Origin of the sequence: Acidithiobacillus marinus (assembly GCF_002847505.1) — a bacterium.
Taxonomy (GTDB): domain Bacteria; phylum Pseudomonadota; class Gammaproteobacteria; order Acidithiobacillales; family Acidithiobacillaceae; genus Acidithiobacillus; species Acidithiobacillus marinus.
Genome location: NZ_MXAV01000038.1, coordinates 1 through 22928, shown reverse-complemented (window position 1 = coordinate 22928; position 22928 = coordinate 1). Strand labels below are relative to the sequence as shown.

The 22928-nt window shown below is 52.7% G+C and carries 15 protein-coding genes and 1 pseudogene; 11 read left to right on the top strand and 5 right to left on the bottom strand.

Features of this window, described 5'->3' with window-relative positions; all coding sequences use genetic code 11:
* Positions 1-327 precede the first annotated feature (327 nt).
* From B1757_RS10375 to B1757_RS15575, 3 genes and pseudogenes are all read right to left on the bottom strand, one after another.
* Positions 328-1678, bottom strand: a pseudogene (locus tag B1757_RS10375) (IS1182 family transposase).
* An 86-nt stretch (positions 1679-1764) separates the two neighbouring features.
* Positions 1765-2487, bottom strand: a complete 723-nt coding sequence (locus tag B1757_RS10370; protein WP_253253810.1) for an IS110 family RNA-guided transposase — start codon at positions 2485-2487, stop codon at positions 1765-1767.
* Positions 2488-2495: 8 nt separating this feature from the next.
* Positions 2496-2738, bottom strand: coding sequence for an IS110 family transposase (locus tag B1757_RS15575; protein ID WP_216360855.1), 243 nt, complete (start codon positions 2736-2738; stop codon positions 2496-2498).
* Between the two features lie 751 nt (positions 2739-3489).
* Here B1757_RS15575 and B1757_RS10365 point away from each other — a divergent pair.
* The 11 genes from B1757_RS10365 to B1757_RS10310 all read left to right on the top strand — a co-directional run bounded on the left by B1757_RS10365 (position 3490) and on the right by B1757_RS10310 (position 19118).
* On the top strand, positions 3490-4842 hold the full coding sequence (locus tag B1757_RS10365) for a sigma-54-dependent transcriptional regulator (protein ID WP_101538245.1): 1353 nt from the start codon (positions 3490-3492) through the stop codon (positions 4840-4842).
* A complete protein-coding gene (locus B1757_RS10360; protein ID WP_101538244.1) occupies positions 4839-6203 on the top strand; it encodes a sensor histidine kinase in 1365 nt (454 codons plus the stop codon). The genes B1757_RS10365 and B1757_RS10360 overlap by 4 nt, the downstream gene beginning before the upstream one ends.
* 417 nt (positions 6204-6620) lie before the next feature.
* Complete coding sequence (locus B1757_RS10355) at positions 6621-7628, top strand: DUF4097 family beta strand repeat-containing protein (RefSeq protein ID WP_143484244.1); 1008 nt, start codon at positions 6621-6623, stop codon at positions 7626-7628.
* A 16-nt stretch (positions 7629-7644) separates the two neighbouring features.
* Complete coding sequence (locus B1757_RS10350) at positions 7645-8970, top strand: efflux RND transporter periplasmic adaptor subunit (protein WP_101538242.1); 1326 nt, start codon at positions 7645-7647, stop codon at positions 8968-8970.
* A complete protein-coding gene (locus B1757_RS10345) occupies positions 8967-10382 on the top strand; it encodes a TolC family protein (protein ID WP_172437678.1) in 1416 nt (471 codons plus the stop codon). Before B1757_RS10350 ends, B1757_RS10345 begins: the two co-directional genes overlap by 4 nt.
* On the top strand, positions 10357-11124 hold the full coding sequence (locus B1757_RS10340; RefSeq protein ID WP_101538240.1) for an ABC transporter ATP-binding protein: 768 nt from the start codon (positions 10357-10359) through the stop codon (positions 11122-11124). The genes B1757_RS10345 and B1757_RS10340 overlap by 26 nt, the downstream gene beginning before the upstream one ends.
* Positions 11121-13535, top strand: a complete 2415-nt coding sequence (locus tag B1757_RS10335) for an ABC transporter permease (protein WP_101538239.1) — start codon at positions 11121-11123, stop codon at positions 13533-13535. The genes B1757_RS10340 and B1757_RS10335 overlap by 4 nt, the downstream gene beginning before the upstream one ends.
* A gap of 61 nt (positions 13536-13596) precedes the next feature.
* Positions 13597-14397: an ABC transporter ATP-binding protein gene (locus B1757_RS10330; protein WP_101538238.1), complete on the top strand. Its 801-nt coding sequence runs from the start codon at positions 13597-13599 to the stop codon at positions 14395-14397.
* A 139-nt stretch (positions 14398-14536) separates the two neighbouring features.
* The gene (locus B1757_RS10325; RefSeq protein WP_172437677.1) at positions 14537-16834 is read left to right on the top strand and encodes an FtsX-like permease family protein; all 2298 of its coding nucleotides are present in this window, start codon (positions 14537-14539) and stop codon (positions 16832-16834) included.
* Between the two features lie 357 nt (positions 16835-17191).
* Positions 17192-17485 carry a hypothetical protein gene (locus B1757_RS10315; RefSeq protein ID WP_210434749.1) on the top strand — a complete coding sequence of 98 codons (294 nt, stop codon included), beginning with the start codon at positions 17192-17194 and terminating at the stop codon, positions 17483-17485.
* Between the two features lie 400 nt (positions 17486-17885).
* Entirely contained in the window at positions 17886-19118 is a 1233-nt protein-coding gene (locus B1757_RS10310; RefSeq protein ID WP_425321089.1) for an IS256 family transposase, read from the top strand.
* Between the two features lie 888 nt (positions 19119-20006).
* Here B1757_RS10310 and B1757_RS10295 read toward each other — a convergent pair.
* On the bottom strand, positions 20007-21272 hold the full coding sequence (locus B1757_RS10295) for an MFS transporter (RefSeq protein WP_101538234.1): 1266 nt from the start codon (positions 21270-21272) through the stop codon (positions 20007-20009).
* Between the two features lie 516 nt (positions 21273-21788).
* Entirely contained in the window at positions 21789-22691 is a 903-nt protein-coding gene (locus tag B1757_RS10290; protein WP_065974627.1) for a DapH/DapD/GlmU-related protein, read from the bottom strand.
* Positions 22692-22928 lie beyond the last annotated feature (237 nt).

Here is a 22928-nt window from a genome sequence, read left to right as displayed (position 1 = left end):
AAGACCGACCAGTAGGCAGATTCCACTTACCAATCGTTTTCATTCTGGAATTAGATTTTGCTACGTTTGAGATCAGTAAAAAAGAGGGCTACCGACTATCGCGCAAACCTTCCTTTGTGCAGGGCGGCGTCTCTGATAGAATATTATTGTCAGCCATTCACCAGTGAACCACCAAAAAACCTGACCCCCCATTGTTTACTAGCAGCCCGTCGGTTTTAACCTCAGGCTACTGCCAAATTTTGCCACGAATTTTTTGAAATCGCTCGTTTTGAGTCTTTTTTGGTCATTATTGCCCTGTTTTTTGCGGTTTATCTGCATTTTCCTGTCCTACAGACGCAATACGGCCATGCGTTTTATGTTCCACGCCAGGCAGACCAGACTCCATTCTCCCTGAACCTGACGCAGGCCGCGCAAGGAGAACTGCCGGAATCCCATCACCGATTTGATAATCCCGAAGACCGGTTCTACCGTTTGTTTGCGCAGACGGTAAACGCTTCGGCCTGCCTGCGTCTTCAGACGATGCATCATCGCCTGCATCCGGGTCGCATTTTCGGGGAGGGCTTCCGGTTCTGTATGCCGTTGCCGCCAGTCGGGATGGTGTTCTTCTCGGGCCACGGCAATGAATGGGGTAATCCCCAGCGCTTCGCAGGCTTCCACATTCTTTTCGCTGCAGTAACCCGTATCGGCCACCAGCGCTTCTATGGGCCCCAGTTGCGCTGTTTGTGCCTGGAGGGTTTCCAGCATGGGGATGACCTGTTCCTTGTCATTGGGGGCCTGACTGACTCCGGTGGCTACCACCAGCATCGTCTGGTCATCTACGGCGGCCTGGGCATTATAGGTTTGTTCAAAGCCACCGCCTGAGACCGGCATGATGCGGGATTCTTCATCGGTGAGATTGATCTGGTCTTGCGCTTTAGGCGCCGGGTCCGGTGCCTGGGGGGCTTTGCCTCGGGGCTTTTGTCCCAGGGTCACGTTCTGCACGGCGCGCCATTTGCGTGTCGTACTGCGCTTTCTCTTTGGCATAACGGGCCTGTGCCCGCTCGGCAATCTTCGCCTTGGCCGCTGCCATCACGGCCAACCGGTCTTCTCGGCGCTGGATCTCTTCGGGCAGATTCACGCCTTCGGGAATCCCGGACTGATCCGCTTGTTCTGCCAGGGCAAAGAGTTCCTGTACTTCAGCCTGGAGATGGCGCTCCATCTGTTCGATATGCCCATGGGACAGGGCTTGATGTTTGGAAGCGTTGGCGTGGATCTTGGTGCCATCCAGACACACCCGGCCGATCTTCAGCAGTTTCATCTCCTGCGCCAGTTCCAGGACCTGCACGAACAATCCTTGCAGTTCGCCCAGAAAACGGCGACGGAAGGTGGCCAGGGTATCGTGATCTGGATGGCTACCGGCCGCGAGGTAACGGAAAGCCACGGAATCATAGGTGGCTTGTTCCAGTTTACGGCTGGAAAAGACCCCGTTGGCATAGCCGTAGACCAGAATCGCCAGGAGGGTGGCCGGGTGATAGGCCTTATGACCACGACCCGCATATTGTTGGACCAGTAGCGAGAGGTCGAGCTGATCAATGACTTCCACAATAAAACGGGCCAGGTGCCCTTCCGGGAGCCAGTCGTCCATGGAGGGGGGCAGAAGATAATCGGTCTTGCGGTCAGCATCGAGGAAGTGGGTCATGAAATCACTCATCACATTGAATTATAAGTAATTATATGATAATTCGACGCAAAGGGAAAGTCCGACAGATACCGTCTTGATGACACCTATGCAAGAGCTTTTTCAGGGTCGAACGGCTGACCGGATTTGAGGACGCCATAGGCGATATGCAGGAGCTTGCGCATGGCGGCAATGATCACCTGCATAGGACATTTACCCCGTGACAGTAACCGATCGCAAAAGGCGGCGATCGCTGGATTGTAACGCTTGGCCACTACGGCTGGCAGGTACAGCGCTTTGCGTAGAAGAACATTGCCTGCCTTGGCAATATGGCTTTTACCGGCCCACTGGCCCGACTCACGAATACGCGGGTTGAGTCCCGCATAGGCGACGACCTGTTTGGCGGAATGAAAGCGCGTGAGTGGACTGAGGAAAGCCAGCAGCATAGCTGCGGTAGCCTCGCCGATGCCGGGAATACTCAGCAGGAGCGCCTTTTGGGATTTCAGGTCCGGGTGATCATCCATATGATCCTGGATTTGTCGGCGGACGACGTCAATTTGCTGATGGATGGTAAGCAAAAGGGCTTCAATGGACGCGCGAGCGGCAGGCTCTGCCATTTCGAGGCGATTGTTTTCCATATTCTGCATACCCAGAAGGTCATCCAGACGCTGTACCAAAGCCTGGAGAGTCACAATGGCTTCTGCCGGTGGCACCCAAGGGGCAGGTCGGTGCATCTGACAATAGCGGGCAATGAGCCGGGCATCCGCTTTGTCTGTTTTAGCCCGGGAAAGCTCGGTTTTACCAAAGGCGTGAATCAAGGCAGGATTCATCACACTGATCAGTAACTGTTGTTGCGCCAGAAAGCGCGCCAGGCTTTTCGGCCATAGGCGCCAGTGGTTTCCATGCAGAGGTGAGCCTTGAGGGCCTCCTGCTTCTCCAACCAATCCAGGAATTGCCGGAACCCCTCAGGATTATTGGAAAAGACCTTGCTGCGATATTTACCATTGGGTTTCAGCAGGGCAACATCGAATTTGGCTTTCGCTACGTCAATACCAACACAGGAAACGGGATCCATCATCATGCACCTCCTTGACTAGCATCATGGCGATCTACGGACCATACCGGTTCATCCTTATCTGTGCAGGCTCATGCGCAATGCAGGCCTCGGATACCGTCCGAACTGGGTGGCAAAGTTGAGGCAAGCGATTAATCTGTCGGACAGGATCAATTCCTTAAGCTGCTAACAATCTATCTTGCCTCGCTCCGGGGATCAGCCGAAGGGTACCAGTACATACCGACTGGCTCCAAGACATAAAGCTGCTAGCTTAAAGGAAGCTTATCGTACGATTTTTTCCGTTTTCTCAAGCACCCCAAAACGAGTTGCGCAGGCGGATAAACTATTGATAGCAAAAAAGGTCAGACCTCGGAAGAAAAGCCTGAAAAATTCTAGTCCGTCAAAGACGTATCGCAGATGAGGAGTTCCTCCGGCGGATTCCATCAGGGCACGCAGGCTAATTGTTCTGCATCAAAAATCGGATATAGGGCAGAAACTCGACATCAATATGCCAGACATCGCATCCTCTTGCACAGATGGAGCCATGCATATAGAAATTTGGGCATGAATGGTAAATCGACAACTTAATTTTTCATCCTCAGCAGGATAAGCTTATTATGATCTGGTTGCGTGAATATTTCATAATAGTGGCACGATATTTGCTTTTTGACCTCAAGCTACGGTGGCGAATCCTCCATGCCGAATGACATAATTTGCGTTTCAGGAGAAGCCATCCGATAGTAAAGCAATGAGACAACCCTTATGATGAGCCAAAATAATGCATTCTGAGGATACTCCGAGCCTCTTGGTGGCTGATGATCAAGCCGACGTCCGCTCCAGCTTGTGCTGGCTGTTGGAAGCTGAAGGGTATTCGGTCACCTGCGCCGCTTCGCCTGCAGAGCTGTTGCTGCTACTCGAACAAAACGCCTATGCTGTGCTTCTGCTCGATCTCAACTTTAATCAGGACACGACTTCTGGTCGGGAAGGGCTGCAGCTATTGGAAAAGCTAGCTTATTCCTATCCCGACATGTCTGCTGTCGTTTTAACCGGTTGGGGGAATACGGAACTTGCCGTTCGGGCACTGCAACTGGGCGCTAGGGACTTCCTAGAAAAGCCGTGGGACAACGATCGACTGACTCAAGTAGTACGCCATCAGGTCTTGCGGTCCCGCGTACAACGACAGGGCAGCCTACTGAGCCTGGATAGCAAGGTAACCCACACCCCAATAGCCACCTATTCGCCCAAGATGCAAAAAGTTCTGGACATGGCGTTACATATTGCCGGGAGCGATGTCAGCGTACTAATCACAGGCGAAAGCGGAACGGGCAAAGGTCTGCTTGCAAGAACTATTGCCCAGCATTCACAGCGAGCTAACCAGCCATTCGTACAAGTGAACTTGGGAGCTCTCCCGGAAACCCTCATGGAGAGCGAGTTATTCGGGCATGTGCGCGGTGCTTTTACGGATGCGCGTCAAGATCGACCTGGCCGCTTTGAGCTCGCCCATAAGGGTACCTTGTTTCTCGACGAACTGGGCAACGCTAGTCCGTCACTACAAAGACGGCTACTGACGGTACTGGAATCGAATTATGTTGAAAGAGTGGGAGGCACGCATCCAATCCCTATTGATGTGCGCGTGATTACCGCTACCAATGCCGTACTAAAGGACAAGATTCTCCAGGGTCTTTTTCGGGAGGACCTGTATTATAGAGTGAATACCGTCGAGCTCCACATGCCCTCCCTACGGGAACGTCCAGAGGATATTCTTCTACTTGCGCAACAGTTCCTTAACCAATCCGCGCAACGTTTTGAGAAGGACATTGAAGGTTTCGAAAAAAGTGCGGAAATAGCTCTGTTGCAATACACCTGGCCGGGTAACGTCAGGGAGTTAGAGCACACCATAGAGAGGGCGGCGCTGATGGCTAAGGGTAAGCTTGTCAGTGCGGCACATCTGTATCTGCCTGCCGCAGAAAATAACCCATCACTGGAAAGAATGACCCTGCAGCAGGCCGAGCGTTATCTGGTCCAGAAAGCCTGGCATGAATCTTCAGGAAATGCTGAGCTTGCTTCCCGCCGTCTCGGTCTTTCCCGCAGTTCATTCTATCGCCTCCTCGCCAAAATCCGAGGGCCATGAAAACCCCAGGACTTGAATGGCGAATTGGCCTTATGGTGCTGATCAGTGCAGTCCCCGCTCTGGGGTTGCTTATCTGGATCTGTTTCAAGTTGAAATACTTATCACCGCTAATAGGGTTATGCCTTTTGGTAACCATTCTGGTGCCTCTGATAGGAGGGCTCTGGACAATACAAAAATTAAAAGCTCATTTTCGACAAGTGTCGGCTTTGTTGTTGAGTCTCCAGGAAGGGGACTATAGCTTACGAGCAATTTCTGCCCAAGGTGCCGAAGGTCAGATGCTCAACGCTTTGAATATGCTAGCGGATGAACTTGCAGGCATCCATCGATCCGGAATAGAATCCGATGCTCTACTGGGAAAGCTCTTAGGTGCTATTCAACTCGGCATTCTGGTATTCAATCCCGAACTGCATATAGTGGGTGCCAACGACTCGGGCGCCGAATTATTTCAGCAAACCATAGAAAAACTGATAGGTCGTAGTGCGCACAGTCTGGGTATTGTCGAGTGGTGCACAATCGGTAAGCCTGTGCTATGCCGGAATACCTTACCTGGCGGAACCGGCCCTTGGGAAGTGCGTGCGACTCGCTTTCGCCGCAGTGGCAAAGTATATACGCTGGTAATAGTCACAAACATTTACCAAATACAGCGCGATGAAGAGCGCCGCAATTGGCGGAGGCTCATCCGTGTTCTAGTCCACGAAATGAGCAATTCTTTGGGCCCGATCCAGGCGACCGCCCAAATTTTACTACGGCAGCAAAACGGCGGCCAAGAAAATAGCGCCTATTCGCAGCCTGAACCTAATGGAACATCCAAAACCAGAATGGAAGAAGGGCTCGCGTTGATTGAACGACGCGCTCAGTCGCTATCGGGCTTTATTCTCCGATATGCAGAACTCGCCCGCCTGCCTGCGCCACAAGTCAAGGAGTTTCCACTGGAGGGATTTATCGATCGCCTCGCCCGCGAAGAACAAATCACCACCGTCCTCGCCCCTAAGAGCCAGCAAAGCAGAACCATTACTGCTGATCCTACGCAACTACAACAGGCACTAATAAATCTGTTTCGCAATGCTGTACAGGCCGCCTCAGAAACCGGCGGAGTTACATCGGTAATCTGGCAGATTGAGGATGCGTCAGGACTAATAACCATTGATGTCCTGGACGAAGGCCCAGGACTTCCTCCGTCAGAAAATTTATTTGTGCCCTTTTTTACCACCAAAGCAGGCGGCAATGGTATCGGTTTGGTGCTGGCACGAGAAATCATCGAAGCGCATGGCGGTCGTCTTTCATTGAAAAATCGTGATGATCGGCAAGGTTGCCACGCCGAAATAGTGATTCCGTCCGCCCCTCATTCCGCGATGAGGTGATGGAAAAATAACCTGAAGGGTCCAGTCTGTAAGGACTTCCGGCATAATGGACTCGACAAAAAGATTCACCTACCGTGAGATTTGCAGAAGTATTGGCGAAGAAAAAACATCCGCGAACGGCTGTTCTGAAGGTGGTAAAAACCACGATAGTCGACACCTCGGAGGTCGAGTCAGCCATATAATCGTGCCAATCACCCAAAAACTCCGGCTATCCCCGAGAGTCTTTCCGGCCCTCGGCGGGGCGTCCTGATATCGGGACACAAAACGCTGAATTTCCCATAATTGGGATTCCCATCTCCTAACCAATAAGAAAAACTCTTACCATTTATAATGAGATATCGGCGCTCATAATTGGCACAGACCTTGCTTATGATCTGCATGATCGTTTTGAGCAGATGAGGTAGGGGGAATATGACAATGAAAGGGACCTGGCCGATGACTCTATGTGAAAAAACCTATCGTTACCTATTCCTCTCCCTTCTCCTCCTTTTCGGGGTTTCGTCTGCTTTTGGCGCGACCACTCTCCTCAAAGAGCAGCATTGGGAACTGGCAACCCACGTCGGGCAGAGCTTGCACATCAAACTGCCCATTCAAAATTGCACCATTGTCACCACCCCGGGGAACGCTCTGCAAGTGCGATGGGAGGTGCGAGGAAACTCCGAAAATTCTGCAGCAATCCAGAAACGCATTCAGGACGCGATGGTGGCCGTAAAAACCGTCGGAAACGTGATCCAGGTTCAGCCCATTCATGCGAGTATTGGCGAAAACTTCACCACGCACGTGGGTACGGTACAATTTTTCCAGGATATCTGGGGCTGGATTATCCACGGCGGATCACCGATACATGATCTTGTCTCCCGCGCCATCGGCATTCATGTGTCGGTACACATTGAGGCTCCGGCCTATCTCCCTGTGCGCGCCGAATTGGGTACCGGCCATTTTGTCTTTCAGAACCCCAAAGCGACAACGCCTCTTGTCGTCAAAGACGGCACGGGCCAAACAAAAATTGACGCCTCTTCTTCGTATATTCGCGCGACCAATGGCACTGGCACCCTCTCTGTGCAGCAAATCGACGGAGCCCGAACGATTCTGAAAGAGGGCACGGGGTCTGTGCAGTGGCGTGGGACTACCAAGTTCTTGCGGGTTGGTTCGGGCACGGGGGACGTTCATCTCCATGCGGGGGTGCTTGCTGCCGGAACGCACATCAATGCACAAACAGGAACGGGCGATTTAACGGTTTGCTTCCGGGGCAAACAGTCTCTGGACGGCACAATCGACTCCGGTATTGGGCATCTGGATCTAAGCTATCCCCTCCCCCCTACGAGAATTGATGAACATAAGTATCAGTTTGGCACGCGATCCGACGCTGTTCGGGTTCATCTACAAAGTGGGACCGGTAATATTGCACTGCGGGGGTGTCAATGATCTCGCTGGGTTTTAGATGCGCACGCCCCGACAGCGTATTTTATGCGGGCAGGTGTTCCTCATCCGGATTTCCGATATGACGGATATAGCCATCCCCCCAGAGGAGATTCGCCGCCGTAAATCCAGGCGCTGGCTGCTGTTGGCGGTCAATTTCCTGGCGCTGCTCATCGCTTTTCCCATCGTTTGGTTCAGCATTCCGAGCGGACCCTCCGTTTCGTTGAGAGATCTCTTGTTGGGGACCGTCGAACAGGGGCCTTTTCTGATACAAATCCGCGCACCAGGAATCCTGAAACCGCGAACCGAACGCTGGGTAACCAGCAATGTTAGTGGGACCGTAGAGCGGCTCCTGGCCCACCCCGGAAGCTTGGTGGAAACGCACAGCCCACTCCTGAAATTGAGCAACCCCACCTTGGGAACGGAACTGCAAAAGGCCCGATTTGCCTTGACCAGAACCCAGGCTGAGGCAACAGCGCAGCAGGCGCAGTTGGAAGACCATCTATATACTTTGCAGGAAGATTTGGCGTCTGCGAAGGCGCAGGCAACCAGTGCCGAGATGCGGGTCAAGGCCGACGCCAGTTTATTACGCGAGGCGGTCATTTCGCGTTTGCAATATGAAACGAATCGCCTTGACGCCCGCAACGACGCACAACTCGTGGCATCAACCGAGCAGCGCATTCGGGCTTTTAGACGGAACGTAGCCGCTCAATCCGAAAACGAGCAATCACTGGTCGCGTCCGCTCGCGCCGACCTGCAAACTGCGGAGGCTAATATTCAAGCATTGACGCCACAGGCAGGGATGAGTGGACAAGTACAAACAGTATCTGTCCAAGCCGGTCAAAGCCTGACTGCAGGAACCGCTATCGCGCGTATCGCCAATGCCCGTTTCCTCAACGCCACGCTTGCGGTATCACCCGACGACGCCGGTGAGATTACCGTTGGGCAAACCGTGGAGATCTTGCTGCCGAATCCAGAAGAGCCCGTACTGCACGGCACTGTCGAACGCGTTTCGCCCAACGTGGTCAAAGGTGCCGTTCCGGTTACCGTGCGTCTTGCGGGTAAAATACCAAAGGGGGCACGCCCGCAGATGGCCGTGACGGGAGTCATCAGCGTGAGCCACATGACCAACGTATTGCATGTCGGGCGCCCCGTCGGCGTGCAGCCGGACAGTAAGGGCGTGGTGTACGTCCTCTCGACCGATGGCGACTCGGCGAGCAGGCGCCCAGTGCGCTTTGGCTTGGCCTCCTCCAACGGGATCCAAATTTTGAGTGGATTAACTCCGGGAGAGCGCATAGTCCTTTCGGACACCACGCAATGGGGGCCGCGCATGCGGATTCGTCAATGAGACACCCCAGATTACTCTTGGGAGCGGCATTGACACCATTGCTCCTGATGCAGGGCGCACACGCCTATACCCTTGAGCAATTCTGGCATCAGGCGTTTTCCCACGATCCCCGGATTCAAGTCTATCGGCGGCAGCTGGAGGTTGCCTCGACGGCGCAGCCACTGGCTCTCGCGGCGCTGCTGCCCCAGATTACCGCAGGAGCAAATGTCCAGTTTGCCACAGAATATACTCAAGAGCCCTACAACAGCGTTCAGCCCGACACGGCCCTTCTGGAGGAAAACAGTCGCACGCGTACCGAATCCTGGTCGGTCCAACTCCAGCAGGCACTTTTCAATTGGTCGGCATTACAGGATTATCAGGCCAGCGGAGATCAGGTGGCCGCCGCCGCAGCGACCTACCAGGAAGCGATGCAGAATCTCGAAAATCAAGCTACGGCCGCCTATGTACAGTGGCTTCTCGCCGATGCCAACGTGCGCAGCCTGCAGGAGGCGGAACAAGGATTCGCGCGGCAGGCATTGACCGCAAAAGCACGATACCAAGCTGGAACGACGGGTATTCTCGGTGCTGACGAAGCCCAGGTCGCGCTGCGGCAGATTCAGGCACAACTTGCCGATGCCCGAGCCCAATGGCAGGTGGCACGCCAGAAGCTACAACAATTTACAGGGACGCCAGCCCCCGATCGCGCGCCAACGCTACCCCAGAAGATACGGCTTTCATGGTCAACGTTGACCCTCTGGAAGGCAGCAGCAACGCAGCATAACCCCGCTCTAGCCGCTGCGAATGACCAACTGGCCGCTGCACAGAAAAGCGTATCTGCTGCCTGGGGAGGTTTTCTACCATCAATCAGCTTGGTATTAGCCCACCAATGGCAATCGCAGCATGGGACGCTAGGCTATCGGCTAGGATCCCTCTCCGCCGACAACTTACCAAATCCTTATAGAAATACGGAATCGTCTGCCATGGTTGAGCTCAGCTGGTCGATTTTTTCCGGCGGCTCGCAGCAGGCCACTCTGCACAAGGCGCGATACCAACAAGAAGAAAACTTCCAGTTGCTTCTCGCCACCGAGCGTAGTGTCGAGAAGCAACTGGGTGCCGACTTCGCCGATCTCAACGGCGCACGTCAGCAGTCCGCCCTGTACCGACGCGCTCTTTTGGTGGCGCGGCATGCCAGTGCCGCTGCCGAGGATGGTGTTCGCGTTGGTCTCGTCACGGAGAACAATGCCATTATCGATCGGCAAAACGTCCTCACCGTGCGGAATGCATTGAACAGTGCGAACGCCGCTGTCGTAACGCACTATGCCAGCCTCGCAGCCACCGCAGGAGTTCTGACCCCAACCCGGATCCGGCAATTGTCCGTAGCCCTATCACCCCTCAGAGAGAGTTCCCATGAGTCTTCCCCTATCAAAAGCTAGTCACCACGAAAAGCCGTCACCGCCGCTGCTCGAACTGCGCGGGGTCAGCAAAATCTATCGAAGCGACACGGTGATGACCTACGCCGTTCAGGACTTGGATTTGCGCATACAGGCCGGAGAATATGTGGTCCTCATGGGCCCGTCGGGTTCAGGAAAAACCAGCCTTATGGCGATCCTCGGTCTGCTGGATCATCCCAGCCAGGGAGAACAGTATCTGGGTGGAGAACGGGTCGATGGACTCACGGAAGACCAGCGGGCCCGCTATCGTAACCTCCATATCGGCTTCGTTTTCCAATCCTTTAACCTGATCGGTGACCTCAGTGTCTTTGAAAATGTTGAGCTGCCGCTACGGTATCGGGGAAACATCCCAAGCAGTGAGCGCCGCGAACGGGTGGAGTATCTGCTGGAGGAAGTAGGAATCGCTCACCGCGCTCGGCATTATCCCTCGCGTCTCTCCGGTGGACAGGCGCAAAGGGTCGCCATTGCCCGTGCTCTAGTGACTGAACCTGAGCTGATTCTTGCTGATGAGCCCACAGGTAATCTCGACAGTCACGCCGGCGAACGGGTGATGGCGCTCATGGAGAAGCTGCGTGCCGAGCGGGGCACCACCCTTTTTATGGCGACCCACGATCCGGTCTACGCCGCGCGCGCCGAGCGCGTTCTACATTTGCGCGATGGGCGTTGGTATGACCCCGCAAACCCGGCATCTGAGACTGAAAAAGCCCCCCCGGAGCTGCCATGAACAACCACTCAAGCGTATTATCGGATTGGGCAAATCGCCTCTGGCGGGACCGCAGTTACACCGTGGTTTCCGGGATATTTCTCGGCCTATCGATCGCCATGGCCACCCTTGGTTTCACGGTCTTTTATACGTTCTTTTTTAAACCATTGCCTTATCCGGAGGCGAACCGCATCGTCGTGATTCGGCAAATTTTACCGGTGTATGGTTTGACCGGATACCTTTCTCGATCTGCGCTGCTGTCCCCATTACGACGAGCAACCCACGCAGAGCTCCAGGATAGTGCTCTAGTCTCATCTAACCCCAAAGTGACCATAAGTTTGGTGCAGGGACAACGGCTGGCCGTTCATTACCAGTCGGTTACGCCTAATTTTTTTCCGATGCTGCTTCGCCACCCCTATCTTGGGCGCTGGCCGAGTGCTGCGGCAGGACACCGGGATGGACCCCAGGAGGCAATGCTCAGTTTCGGGTTTTGGAGTAAAGCCTTTGGCAAAAAAGCGTCCGCCGTCGGTAGCGAAATATCCCTCCATGGCAAAGTCTACCAGGTAGTAGGCGTCCTGCCACAAAACTTTACTCTGCATGGCCTTGCGGCAGATGTTTATGTGCCTCTGGTCCTCCCGCAAGATAAGGTTGAAGCGCATTACTTTGACAAGCTCACGTTCGCTCAATTAGGCGCTGACCATACGCTCGAAAGTCTCCGACCGGTGTTGTCGACCTTAGCAGAGAAAGAAGTCCGTCGAATTCCCGCACGGTTCCGTAATCAGGGCAAAGGTTACCGACTCCTCGCTTCGCCTCTGCGGAATTACGTCCTTCACAAGGCGCACATGGCGCAATTACCTTGGTTGTATCTGGGCGGAGGGCTCTTCGTTTGGCTGATCGCCGTTTTAAACATCATCAACTATGCGGTCCTCCGCCACCAACGCCGGCTCCGAGGTTTTGCCATACGCCAACTCCTAGGGGCGAGTCGAGGGGCAGTTATTCAGATATTCCTGTCTGAGCAGTTGCCCGCCCTGTTGCTTTCCCTCTTCCTGGCCATACCGCTCACTTTTCTCGGAATACGATGGCTTTCGAGTACCATTTTTAGCGGCAGCGCTTACGCGGATTTCCCTCTGCGTTTTACCGGATGGGAGGGACTTTTTCTGCTTGTTCTCTTGCTGGTGTCTGCTGTCTGTGTTGTAGCCATTCCCCTCTGGCGTCTGCGGCCCAGTGCCTTGAAAACCGCACTGACCCATGATGAGCGTACGGCCAGTCTGAGTAAGCCGTTGCGGAGGATGTTTCAGGCGCTCAATACGCTGCAGGCAGCATTAGCCATCGGGTTATTGAGTACCGCCCTGAGCCTCGCAATTGGTAATTATGTGTTGAGCCACCGATCTCTGGGGTTTCAACCGAAAAATGTCGAATATAGCCGGGTATATTTACCGACTGCAGCCAATATCACGCCTGACTGGCTACAGATCGAGAGCAACCTGCGACGGGATCCTTATGTTCGGAGTAGTGCCTTTGCACTTTTTCTCCCGTGGGATTCTTCCTCCGATGGCGCCGCAGGAGCTTCCAGCTCGAAAAGATCCGGCAAAGTGTTGTTTGATATCGTCAGTCCGGGATTCTTCCGCCTTTTGGACATCCCTCTACAGCGGGGGCAGGCGATGCCCGCGCTGAATGACCAAGAAAGTCCTTCCATATGGGTAGATACCGATTTCTGTAGATCTTTCTTCTCCAGCGAGCAGTGCGTAGGGCAGCCAGTTATTCATCCTGACCAGCACGTCGCTGGTGTCGTCCCATCAATTGCCTGGAAACTCATGCCGAATCGTGGCTACTTGGGGGTTGAGTATTTTCCTCTGAACAGTACTTTTGACCAGTTACTAGGGGGGTTCTTAAGTAGTGGCTATATCTTGCTGCGCATCCCTGTACAGTCGGCATCGGCATTGCGATCGGCATCGCAATACCTGCATCTCGCTCTTCCCAGCGCTGTGTTTAGCCCCTTGCATTCGTACACGGCGCTCATCCACAAAACACAGCAGAGCGGTCTAAACTTTGATCTACTCTTTGGCATTTTTGCCTTCCTGGCAACTGGGATCACACTGTTCGGCGTGTACGTGGTGCAGGCAACAACGCAGGCAGCGCGGTTGCCGGAATACCGGATCCGAAGCATGTTGGGAGCGGAAAACAGAGACTTTTATCGGGGGCTTCTCCGCGACCTTTTCTGGGTTATCCTGCCCGGGGCTTTTGTCGGCACAGCAGTGGCTCTGCTGCTCGTCCATTTGGCGGCACAGGACTTTCCCGACGCCATGCGCTTTTTGCCTATCTCTCTGTTGTTGACATTTTTCCTGGTGCTGTTTTCCATCGGATTATCGTATTTCAACGTCATGCGGAGTTTACTGAGGCTGTTGCGCTCCGACCCATCAAATGGGAGGTAAGTGGTTTTATGTCCATCAATAACGGCAAGATCTGTACACCTCACACAGGAGCACCTGTCAGATGAGCCAACACGCCACTCTCTCACCAAGCCCTGGGCATGCCGTGTTGGCGACGCATGATCTCCGTAAAGTTTTTCGTACGGAAAGCGTTGAAACGATTGCTTTGGCCGGAATTAACCTGAGTATTGATCCAGGAGAATACGTGGCAGTCACCGGGCCATCTGGATGTGGGAAAACCACCTTGATGTCCATTCTGGGCCTGCTCGACGATCCTAGTTCGGGAACCTATTTGCTCTCCGGAACCTCCGTTGCCGGTCTCTCAGAAAGTGCCCGGGCCAAATTACGCAATCAGCATATCGGCTTCGTGTTCCAGTCCTTTAACCTGATCGATGATTTGAGTGTGCTGGCCAATGTGGAACTGCCTTTGCTGTATAGGGGCGGAGTTCGCCCGGCAGAGCGTAGAGAACGGGCAGAAGCCATGCTAGACGCTGTGGGAATCAGCCATCGACGTCAGCATTACCCAAGCCAACTTTCCGGCGGACAACAGCAAAGAGTGGCCATCGCTCGAGCGCTGGCTACAGAGCCTGCCATTCTTTTGGCGGATGAACCAACGGGCAACCTGGATTCAAAGGCAGGCGAAGCCGTCATGCAGTTACTGGAGGACCTGAATATCCGTCTGGGTTCAACCATTCTCATGGTCACGCACGATCTTCACTATGCCAATCGTGCAAAACGCATCGTCCGTCTGGCCGACGGTCAGGTGGTGGATGAACACTTCGCAGCAGATGGCCATGTATTGGAACTGAAGGAAACCGAATTATCCAAGGGGTTTGAAGTGCAATGGAACGACAATGTACGCTAGTGAAATAACAAGACCAACAATCTCTTGGGGTGGGCTGCACACCTTCTTCCGGAAACTGTGGCAGCAGCGTCTATACTTTGTCGTCTCGTCCCTCTTTTTAGGCTTGGCAACGGGCGTGGCGGGCGTGGGTTTTCAGGTCTTGTACGCGTTTCAACTGCAGCCCATGCCCTTTGTCGATCCATCCCGCTTGGTCTTGATTCGCGAAGAAATGCCAGCCATAGGACTGGGTACCAGCTTCCAAGCCAGTCCAAAATTGCATCAGGACTTGGAGCGTGAAGCCCATAGCGGTATTCAAAGTAGTGCGCTGCTCAACGACTTAAGTCGAACGACCACTACCCGTATCAATGGGGTCGTGATGGTATTGGACTACAAGAGGGTATCGCCGCAAGTCTTTCCATTGCTCTTTACGCGCCCTGCTCTGGGGACTTGGCCGCAGATTTCCAGCGGTAAACCCGATGGCCCGCATCAAGCAGTGATCAGCTATGACTTTTGGAAGCAAGCGTTTGCGGGAAATCCCGATGCGGTGAATAGAGAGCTACAGATGGACGGTCAAAGCTATCAGATTACTGCAGTATTACCCAAAGGGGCGCAGTTGATTCCCGGTTCTTCCGCAGACGTGTTCATTCCTTTAGTCGAACCGCTACCAAAAGTTCAGGAAAACAATGTCAATGACTCTCTTTATGCCCGGCTGTCTCCCGGAGAATCTCTCCATGACTTGAATGTCCGTTTGGCGGCTCTGGCAGCACGGCAGCAGATCGCCACTCCGCCGCAGTTTCGCAGTCAATTGAAGAACTATCGGATTGAAGCGCTACCGCTGCGGGAGGCCTTCCTGCGCCAAATGGGAATGAACCGCTTGCCCTGGTTGTATTTCGGCGTGGGGCTATTCCTGTGGATCATCGCCGTCTTCAACATCAGTAACTATGCCCTCTTGCGACACCACGCTATCCTCCGTTCTTTGGGTATCCGTCAGCTATTGGGTGCCTCGCCCTTGAGGATCTTTGCCCAACTGCTGTTAGAGCAGATCCCCATTTTTTTTCTGGCCCTGTTCATCGCCCTGCCGCTCACAGGCTTGGGAAGCCGGTGGCTGTCTGCGAGCCTGTTCTCCGGCAAGGGGGACGGATACCACTTGTTTCCTCTGCATTTCAATGTTTGGATGTTTGTGTTCGTGTTTGTCTTGCTCTTGATGGGGGTCATGATCGCCATCGTCCTGCCATTGTCCCGGAGCCGCCCGGCTTCGCTGCGCGAGGCGATGGCTGGGGATGAGCGGACTGCCAGTCTGAGCAAGGGGATACAGCGCTTGCTTCAGCTGGCCAGCGGTATTCAGGTGGCCTTGGCTATTGCGGTATTGGGGGTAGCGCTGAGTCTGACCATCAGTGCCTTGGTCTTGGGATATCGTCCATTGGGGTTTGATCCTGAGGGCGTGTTCTATGCGTCTTTATATTTCCCGCCGGGCCAAGCCAACAAAGCCAGTCTGCGCACCGTTCAGGGTGCGTTGCGCTCCGTTCCGTATGTTCATGGCGAAGCCTTTGCCTCGACTCTTCCGTGGCTAGGTATCAACCTAGGAAGCCTGTTTTCCAGTCCACACGGGTCAGGTCGAGCAATTTTCGAAGTCACAATAGGCGAAATGCTGTCTTTGCTACATATTCCCCTTGAACGAGGGAAAGCACTTCCTCCACTCTCTGCCTCAACTCAAGGACGCTCCTTGTGGGTCAGTTCAGACGCCTGTAAAAGATACTATCCAGATACAGATTGTGTCGGAAAACTCCTGCATTTAGGTCCTTACTTCACTTACTCGGCGTACCCTATCGCTGGAGTATATGCTCCCATTACTTGGGGCTTGCACACCATGATGCGACGTAATTTTGGGATCGTGTACCTGCCCCTAAATACACCCATCGGACACATTTTTTTATCAAAGATGGGAAAAGTGCAGATCGCCATGCGCCTGTCTCCTGATACGAGCGCAGCGCGAACAGAGATACGTAACGCCATTCGTCTCGCACTGCCGGGATCTTTTCTAGCGAACATTCACTCTTATGCTGAGTTGATCCATAAACGCCGGGCGGGTTTTCTCGCCTTCGATGCAGTGCTGGTGGTGTTCGCGCTGCTGGCTACCTTCATCAGCCTCTTTGGGGTCTATGTGGTACAGGATGCTGTCCAGTCGGCGCGTAGGTCCGAGTACCGAATTCGCCGACTTCTCGGGGCCCAGATCCATCACTTCCGTCGTCGCGCCCTAGTGGAACAAACTCGGATCCTCCTCCCCGGAGTGATATTGGGGATTGCTGTGGCCGCTGTCCTGGCACGGGCGATGAACACCAAATTTCCACACGCACTGCTCTACCTGGCCCCGGCACTAATCGTGGTGCTCCCTTTAGTGCTGCTGGTGTACTGGTTCAGTAGTTGGTGGCCCGTTCGCAAGGTGCTGCGCGACGGCTGAATCTGATAAATTTGTGAACATTGACTGCTTGATTTGTTGCCCATCCGAACTACGCCGTTTTCTATCGGGTGGCAACCGCCAGCATTGAGGTCGTGAATATGGTGCATGCCCGACGCGAATTTCCGGTTTCTACTCAAAATGAGTAGACTTATCATAATGCCTGATGGTCGGCCCTTCTGGGTGGCAAAAGAAGCTAGTAAAACCGGGCGGTCTTCCCTTCGGGATTTTTGGCCCGCGAGACACAATGACGCATTCTATCCAGTCTACAACCCACAGGAGGATCATCCCATGTTATCCGGCATACCCCCTTGTTACACGGCACCGACAGTGTCGTCGAATTTACGTTAGGGCGCACGAATGAAACACGCGAGTGCCGAAGCTCTGCGTCAACTTGACCCACTGCTCGAACGCCTTCGCGTACTCCCCGCTCTCGTTGAGCGTAAGCCGGGCGTCTTCTATCGAGGAGCGTCCGCATTCCTGCACTTCCACGAAGATCCTGCCGGTCTGTTCGTCGATGTCAAACTCGACGGAACGTCGTTCTCGCGCTTCAAGCTTTCCGGATCGTCCGACAACGAGGCTCTGTTGGTCAAGGTGTCGGCCTCGCTCTCGGCCCACCGCGCGTCTGCTCCAAGGAAGGCGGGTTCGTGGTAAGCAGGCCTATCTGTTCCAACTTCCAGGCGGTGCAGCGTCTGAGCACGAACTCAAGTTCAGGGGTGAGCGTCCGCTCAGGTCAAGCGTTGGGCGGCACAAGCGAATCATGACCGAGCACACTGTCGCAGCTGTAATGGTTCACTTAGGAAGCATCCAGGAGGCGTTTGTCTGGTACGAGCGTGCGTTCCCACAAGCGGTCCGGCGGCGCGTCTCCGACCTAGATTTTGAGTACCTTTCTCTCGGCAGCGTGCGTATTGAGCTGAGCTATGCTCGAAAGTGGTGTACGGGCGCGTTACAACTGGCTTGAATGAGGTGGCGTACTGTTGCTACAAAGGGTTTCCGACTCAAAGAGCAACATAAGGAGTACGCCGTGGAAAAGAATACCGTAATAGCAGTTGGGATGGGAGAGTTGGGTCTGGGCATTGAAGGGATACTTCGACGCGCGGCACGCGCTCTGATTGAGCAGGCCATAGAGGCAGAGGTGGCGGTATTGCTGGAAGAATTTGCGACGGTGCGGATGGTTGATGGGCGTCAGGCGGTCGTGCGTAATGGGCATCTGCCGGAGCGCGAGATCATGACCGCTCTGGGTCCGGTACCCGTCAAAGTACCCAAGGTGCGGGACCGCTCAGGATCGGGGATCAAATTCAATTCGGTACTGGCGCCTCCGTATGTACGCAAATCACGAACGGTAGCCGCTACAGTACCTTGGCTCTATCTGCATGGGGTGTCTTCCGGCCACATGCAGGAAGCCCTTTCCATTTTGCTGGGTGATGAGGCCAAGGGACTTTCACCTGCGGTGTTGGGACGTCTCAAGGCAGAGTGGGCGCAAGAGTATGCCCATTGGCAACACCGCTCCCTACAGGGAAAGCGCTATGCTTACTGGTGGGTAGACGGTATTTATACGAACCTCCGTGCGGAGGAGGATCCGCGTATCTGCCTGCTGGTGATTATCGGCGTGACGGCAGAGGGCAAGAAAGAGCTGGTCAGTGTCAGTGACGGCCTGCGCGAATCCAAAGCTTCCTGGCTGGAGATCCTGCGTGACCTGCAGGCGCGCGGTCTGGAGACGGCCCCTTTGCTCGCCATTGGGGATGGTGCCATGGGGTTTTGGGCCGCACTGGATGAAGCCTATCCCGAAACTGGTCAGCAACGCTGCTGGGTGCATAAGACCGCCAACATTCTCAACGAACTTCCCAAAGCCCAACAGAGCAAAGCCAAGGCAGCGTTGCAGGAAATCTGGATGGCCGCCAATCGCCAGGCTGCGGAAAAAGCACTGGACGTGTTTGTGCGCAATTACCAGGCAAAGTATCCCAAGGCTGTGGCTAAACTGGAAAAAGATCGGGCTGAATTGCTCGCTTTCTATGATTTTCCGGCCGAACACTGGCGGCATATCCGGACCACCAATGCCATTGAGTCCACCTTCGCTACGGTACGCCACCGGACTACCCGGACGAAGAACTGTGTATCACGCAGCAGCTTTCTGGGATTGGGTTTCAAGATGCTGCAGCAGGCTGAAAAACGCTGGATTGGGATTTATGCTCCAGAGAAAGTCCTGCAGCTTTTTGCAGGGGTGAAATTTATCGATGGCATACCGGCTAACCTCACCCTGCCGGATGATCAACAGACCGCCGCCTGATCTATGTCAGAAAATGCTCATACACCAGATTTGACTATAGCTCATTGAGCTTGTACCATCAGATGACAAGGTGTCATCGGGCCCTTCCGGCTCTGTTGTTTACTGGCAGGTACCCAACTTTGAAGCCTCACTCAAGCACTTTCAAGGCATAGGTGCACGCCTGTATCGCGGTCCTTTGCCCATTGAGAATGGCCAGCTTATGTGTCAGGTTCAAGACCCGTGGGGCAATTGCATTGGTCTTCGCGGTCCCGCAGGCTCCGCGCTGAGTGCTCATCAATGAGCCGGCCGCCTACCCCCTCCGTCAATGGGATGTTGGGCGCAAGTATAATCACATGAAAAATGACTTCGAGAGAATCTTCGAGTTCACCATTGAGCTTGATCGACTGAAGGCCATTCTTCGTAAAACCAAGCCAAGTGGCCTCGATAGATATGAAAACACAGCAGAACACAGTTGGCAGGTGTCAAACGGTGCTAGTGATTAGCCAGTTTTCAGCACAATCAGCGTCTGGATTGCTCACCTCTGAAAATTCTAGAGTTTTGCTGATATACAAAATTTTCAACAAAAAATGATTGATTTCCACGATATGGGGGGGGGGTGGTAAAAACCTGATGCTGACAGATGGTAAACGAATGACGCTGATTAACATACTCGCTATAGCCACGCCATCATGTTTGGGCGGGAAAAGAGCCAGCTATCCGCTTCTACAAGGCTATCGGGTTCGAGGCAGAGACCCTGCCTCCGCAGGAATTTGAGCTCGATGGTCAGCAGCTTCAAGAACCGAGCTACGTCTGCAGAATGGACAACTAACCCTTATAACCCTTAGCTCAGCCCAAACGGTGGGAATTCTGACGGGGTTTTGTGATTGCATGACGAGTCGCACCATACTGTCACCTCGGCAGAGTCGGGGAATGTCCTGTTTTTTGGTTAACATGCTTATATACCTGAAAAATACCATACATGATCATCAACCCGATACCGCCGTCAACAATGAATAGTACACTTATCGATAAATCATAATGCATAAATATTGCAGCAAACCATGGTGCGATTAGCATCGCAAAATTGCGAAACGCGCTTAACTTTGCCGTTATTTCACCGGCGTTTTTTGGAAACCCCTGCACAACTACAACATTTGCCCGAATTGCCTCAGTTGTAGAAAATATCCCTGTACAGAAAAAAAGTATGGTAGCCACGTACGGTGCGATTGATAAAGGCAACATGAATGCACCACCTAATGCCACAAAGCAAAATGCAATAGCATTTACAGATACAATCGTTGCGCGCATTGGATTCATGGTGTCGGATTGTTTAGAACGCCTTCGTCGCGAGAGATAACTGGCAGCAAAAATTCCACCGGCACCAGAAGACGAGACAAGCACACCAAGTAGAATCATATTGAAGCCAGCGTTTCTCAAAAGGACTGGCAATTGATTATTGATAAAAAACACCATAAAAGAATAAGTGGTGACCGTCCATAGCAGTTTTTTCAATAGAAATATATTTTTAGAAGTTGAGATATTATTATCAGACTTTAATTCTTTAATATTTTGGTCATTATGGTTTTCAACGTATTCATTTGTATTACTATATAGCTTTTTATAAAAAGCGAAAATAATTGTTACTGCTGCGACGAGTGTCATTCCGATGGAAATCTGAATGGCAAGAGCTACCCCATAAATGGATGCGAGCACAACACCCAAAGTCGGCGCACCAATTTTGGATGCGCTCCTCAGGAGACCCAATAAACCAAAATAGCGTGATACATCAGTGGGCGGTATAATCTGTGCAGCCAGCGCGTTGCTTGCCGGATATTCTGGAAGCGCCATCACCGATCTGAAAAACACGATCAGACAGAACAATGGAAATGATGGCATGAGCAAAAGAAGAGCTGTGGTGCTACCCCTTAGAACCAATGATAAAATCAACATCCAGGATGGATTATTTTCAGCATCTACCAATCGTCCCAAACGGGGGCCCAGGAAAACCGACGGTCCAAGTATCAAAGCACTTACAAAAGCCATTAGAAAAGCACTTGCATGATATATATATGATGTCAATGTGAGGATTACGAGGAAATCAATCCAAACACTGAAGTTTGCCAGAGCTGAGCCAATAAATAATCCGATTGCTGCCCTGCTCCATAGCTTATCCATAGATTGCTCTTGTTGACACCAAATTCCTCATCTTATTATCTAACCGACGTAAAAATTAAAATTTGCAGCGAAGCGTGCTTGAAAACCATGACCCATGAACCGCACTGACATATAAGCATATAATATGCCAAACATTAATTTCTAATAATTTATGAGATTAAGATTAATAAAATCAAAACGATAAAAAATAAAAACCATATTGCTGAACGCGCAGTTTTGGTGCGAATTTTTAATTTGCACCAAACCAGTGCGTAACCAAACTGGATGTTTTTGCCCAAAAACAAGCATCGGACTATTCCAGTTTCCCTGCCTCCGGGTCGGGGATGAGTCATGAAGGGGGCGCTTCAAAAAACGTACTTTAAATTCCGTCCCCTGAGCAGTTTCAAGTCGCGCTTTTTAGTTACCGTAACAAGCTGTGTTTTTTAACTAGCTGATTAACCATCAGCTGTTCAATACCAATCAAATGCCAGTAAAGGGGTCTGAAGCCCAATGGAACGAAGACCATGCGGTAAGTACTTAGTCGTTTGTGTGAAGCGTCGCATTGATCCCGCCCCAAGTGGATTTGTTCGTGGGAAGTACTTCGACAACGCCAGTTTGGCTATTTCTCCGAAACAAAAGGTGATCCTTCCCTGAAAGATTGCGGGCGTAATCCACAGTGCCATCTGGAAGTCGGACCTTAGTCCCAGCTGTGACATACAAACCTGCCTCGACAATACACTCGTTACCCAGCGAGATTCCTATTCCGGCATTTGCCCCCAGCAGCGACCCTTCCCCAACCGAGTTCGTTCGCTTTCCGCCGCCAGATAAGGTTCCCATAATTGATGATCCGGCACCGATGTCGCTGCCATTGCCCACTGTGACTCCGGGCGTCACACGACCTTCAATCATGCACTTACCCAACGAGCCCGCATTGAAATTCACGAAACCTTCGTGCATCACTGTCGTGCCCTCCGAGAGAAATGCCCCTAATCGAACCCTGTCTGCATCTCCGATACGCACGCCGGTCGGAACCACATAGTCCGTCATTCGAGGGAACTTATCGACGGAGAAGATCGTCAAGTGGTGGTGTTCTTCGGCAAGGAGTGTGCGCAGATTAGCCACTAAATACGGCATGATGGGACCAGCCGAAGTCCACGCCACGATGGGCAGATTCTCAAAAAGCCCGTCGAGACAAACCGTATTTGGCTTCACGCGCCGACTCGATAGCAAATACAGTCTAGCGTATGCATCTTCGACACTACTGATCTCGACGGAAAGATCAACTTCAATTTCAAAAGCCTCACTCCGGACGAGGCCGTACTTCACCGCCAGGCACGATCGCTTCGCGTCGTCATCCTCGGGAAAGTACGCATCAATTGTTGTATTTGATCCGGTGTCGATGTACCGAAGTCCTTTCAACTTCACATTTTCATTATTCATGTTCCATTCCATTAGTGAATTATGGTTGAACCTAGCAGCTTTAGAGCGCTAGCTTTTGCGTTACAGTAACGGTAATGATTGAGACACCAGGATTGACAATCCTCTGTATTTTATGAGATAGCTCTTCTGTAGAGTAATTTATATAAAGCCGATCCAACGAGTTTTGTGTTTATCTTTTCAACACCATCTGGTGTAAAACCCCACTTCCTGTAAAAATGTTGTGCGGGTAGATTACCC

Bases quoted from the DNA above. Each gene is read 5' to 3' on its own strand.
- B1757_RS10370 (WP_253253810.1), bottom strand. From the start codon at position 2,487: ATGAATCCTGCCTTGATTCACGCCTTTGGTAAAACCGAGCTTTCCCGG.
- B1757_RS15575 (WP_216360855.1), bottom strand. From the start codon at position 2,738: ATGATGATGGATCCCGTTTCCTGTGTTGGTATTGACGTAGCGAAAGCC.
- B1757_RS10365 (WP_101538245.1), top strand. From the start codon at position 3,490: ATGCATTCTGAGGATACTCCGAGCCTCTTGGTGGCTGATGATCAAGCC.
- B1757_RS10360 (WP_101538244.1), top strand. From the start codon at position 4,839: ATGAAAACCCCAGGACTTGAATGGCGAATTGGCCTTATGGTGCTGATC.
- B1757_RS10355 (WP_143484244.1), top strand. From the start codon at position 6,621: ATGAAAGGGACCTGGCCGATGACTCTATGTGAAAAAACCTATCGTTAC.
- B1757_RS10350 (WP_101538242.1), top strand. From the start codon at position 7,645: ATGCGCACGCCCCGACAGCGTATTTTATGCGGGCAGGTGTTCCTCATC.
- B1757_RS10345 (WP_172437678.1), top strand. From the start codon at position 8,967: ATGAGACACCCCAGATTACTCTTGGGAGCGGCATTGACACCATTGCTC.
- B1757_RS10340 (WP_101538240.1), top strand. From the start codon at position 10,357: ATGAGTCTTCCCCTATCAAAAGCTAGTCACCACGAAAAGCCGTCACCG.
- B1757_RS10335 (WP_101538239.1), top strand. From the start codon at position 11,121: ATGAACAACCACTCAAGCGTATTATCGGATTGGGCAAATCGCCTCTGG.
- B1757_RS10330 (WP_101538238.1), top strand. From the start codon at position 13,597: ATGAGCCAACACGCCACTCTCTCACCAAGCCCTGGGCATGCCGTGTTG.
- B1757_RS10315 (WP_210434749.1), top strand. From the start codon at position 17,192: ATGAAACACGCGAGTGCCGAAGCTCTGCGTCAACTTGACCCACTGCTC.
- B1757_RS10310 (WP_425321089.1), top strand. From the start codon at position 17,886: ATGGGAGAGTTGGGTCTGGGCATTGAAGGGATACTTCGACGCGCGGCA.
- B1757_RS10295 (WP_101538234.1), bottom strand. From the start codon at position 21,272: ATGGATAAGCTATGGAGCAGGGCAGCAATCGGATTATTTATTGGCTCA.
- B1757_RS10290 (WP_065974627.1), bottom strand. From the start codon at position 22,691: ATGAATAATGAAAATGTGAAGTTGAAAGGACTTCGGTACATCGACACC.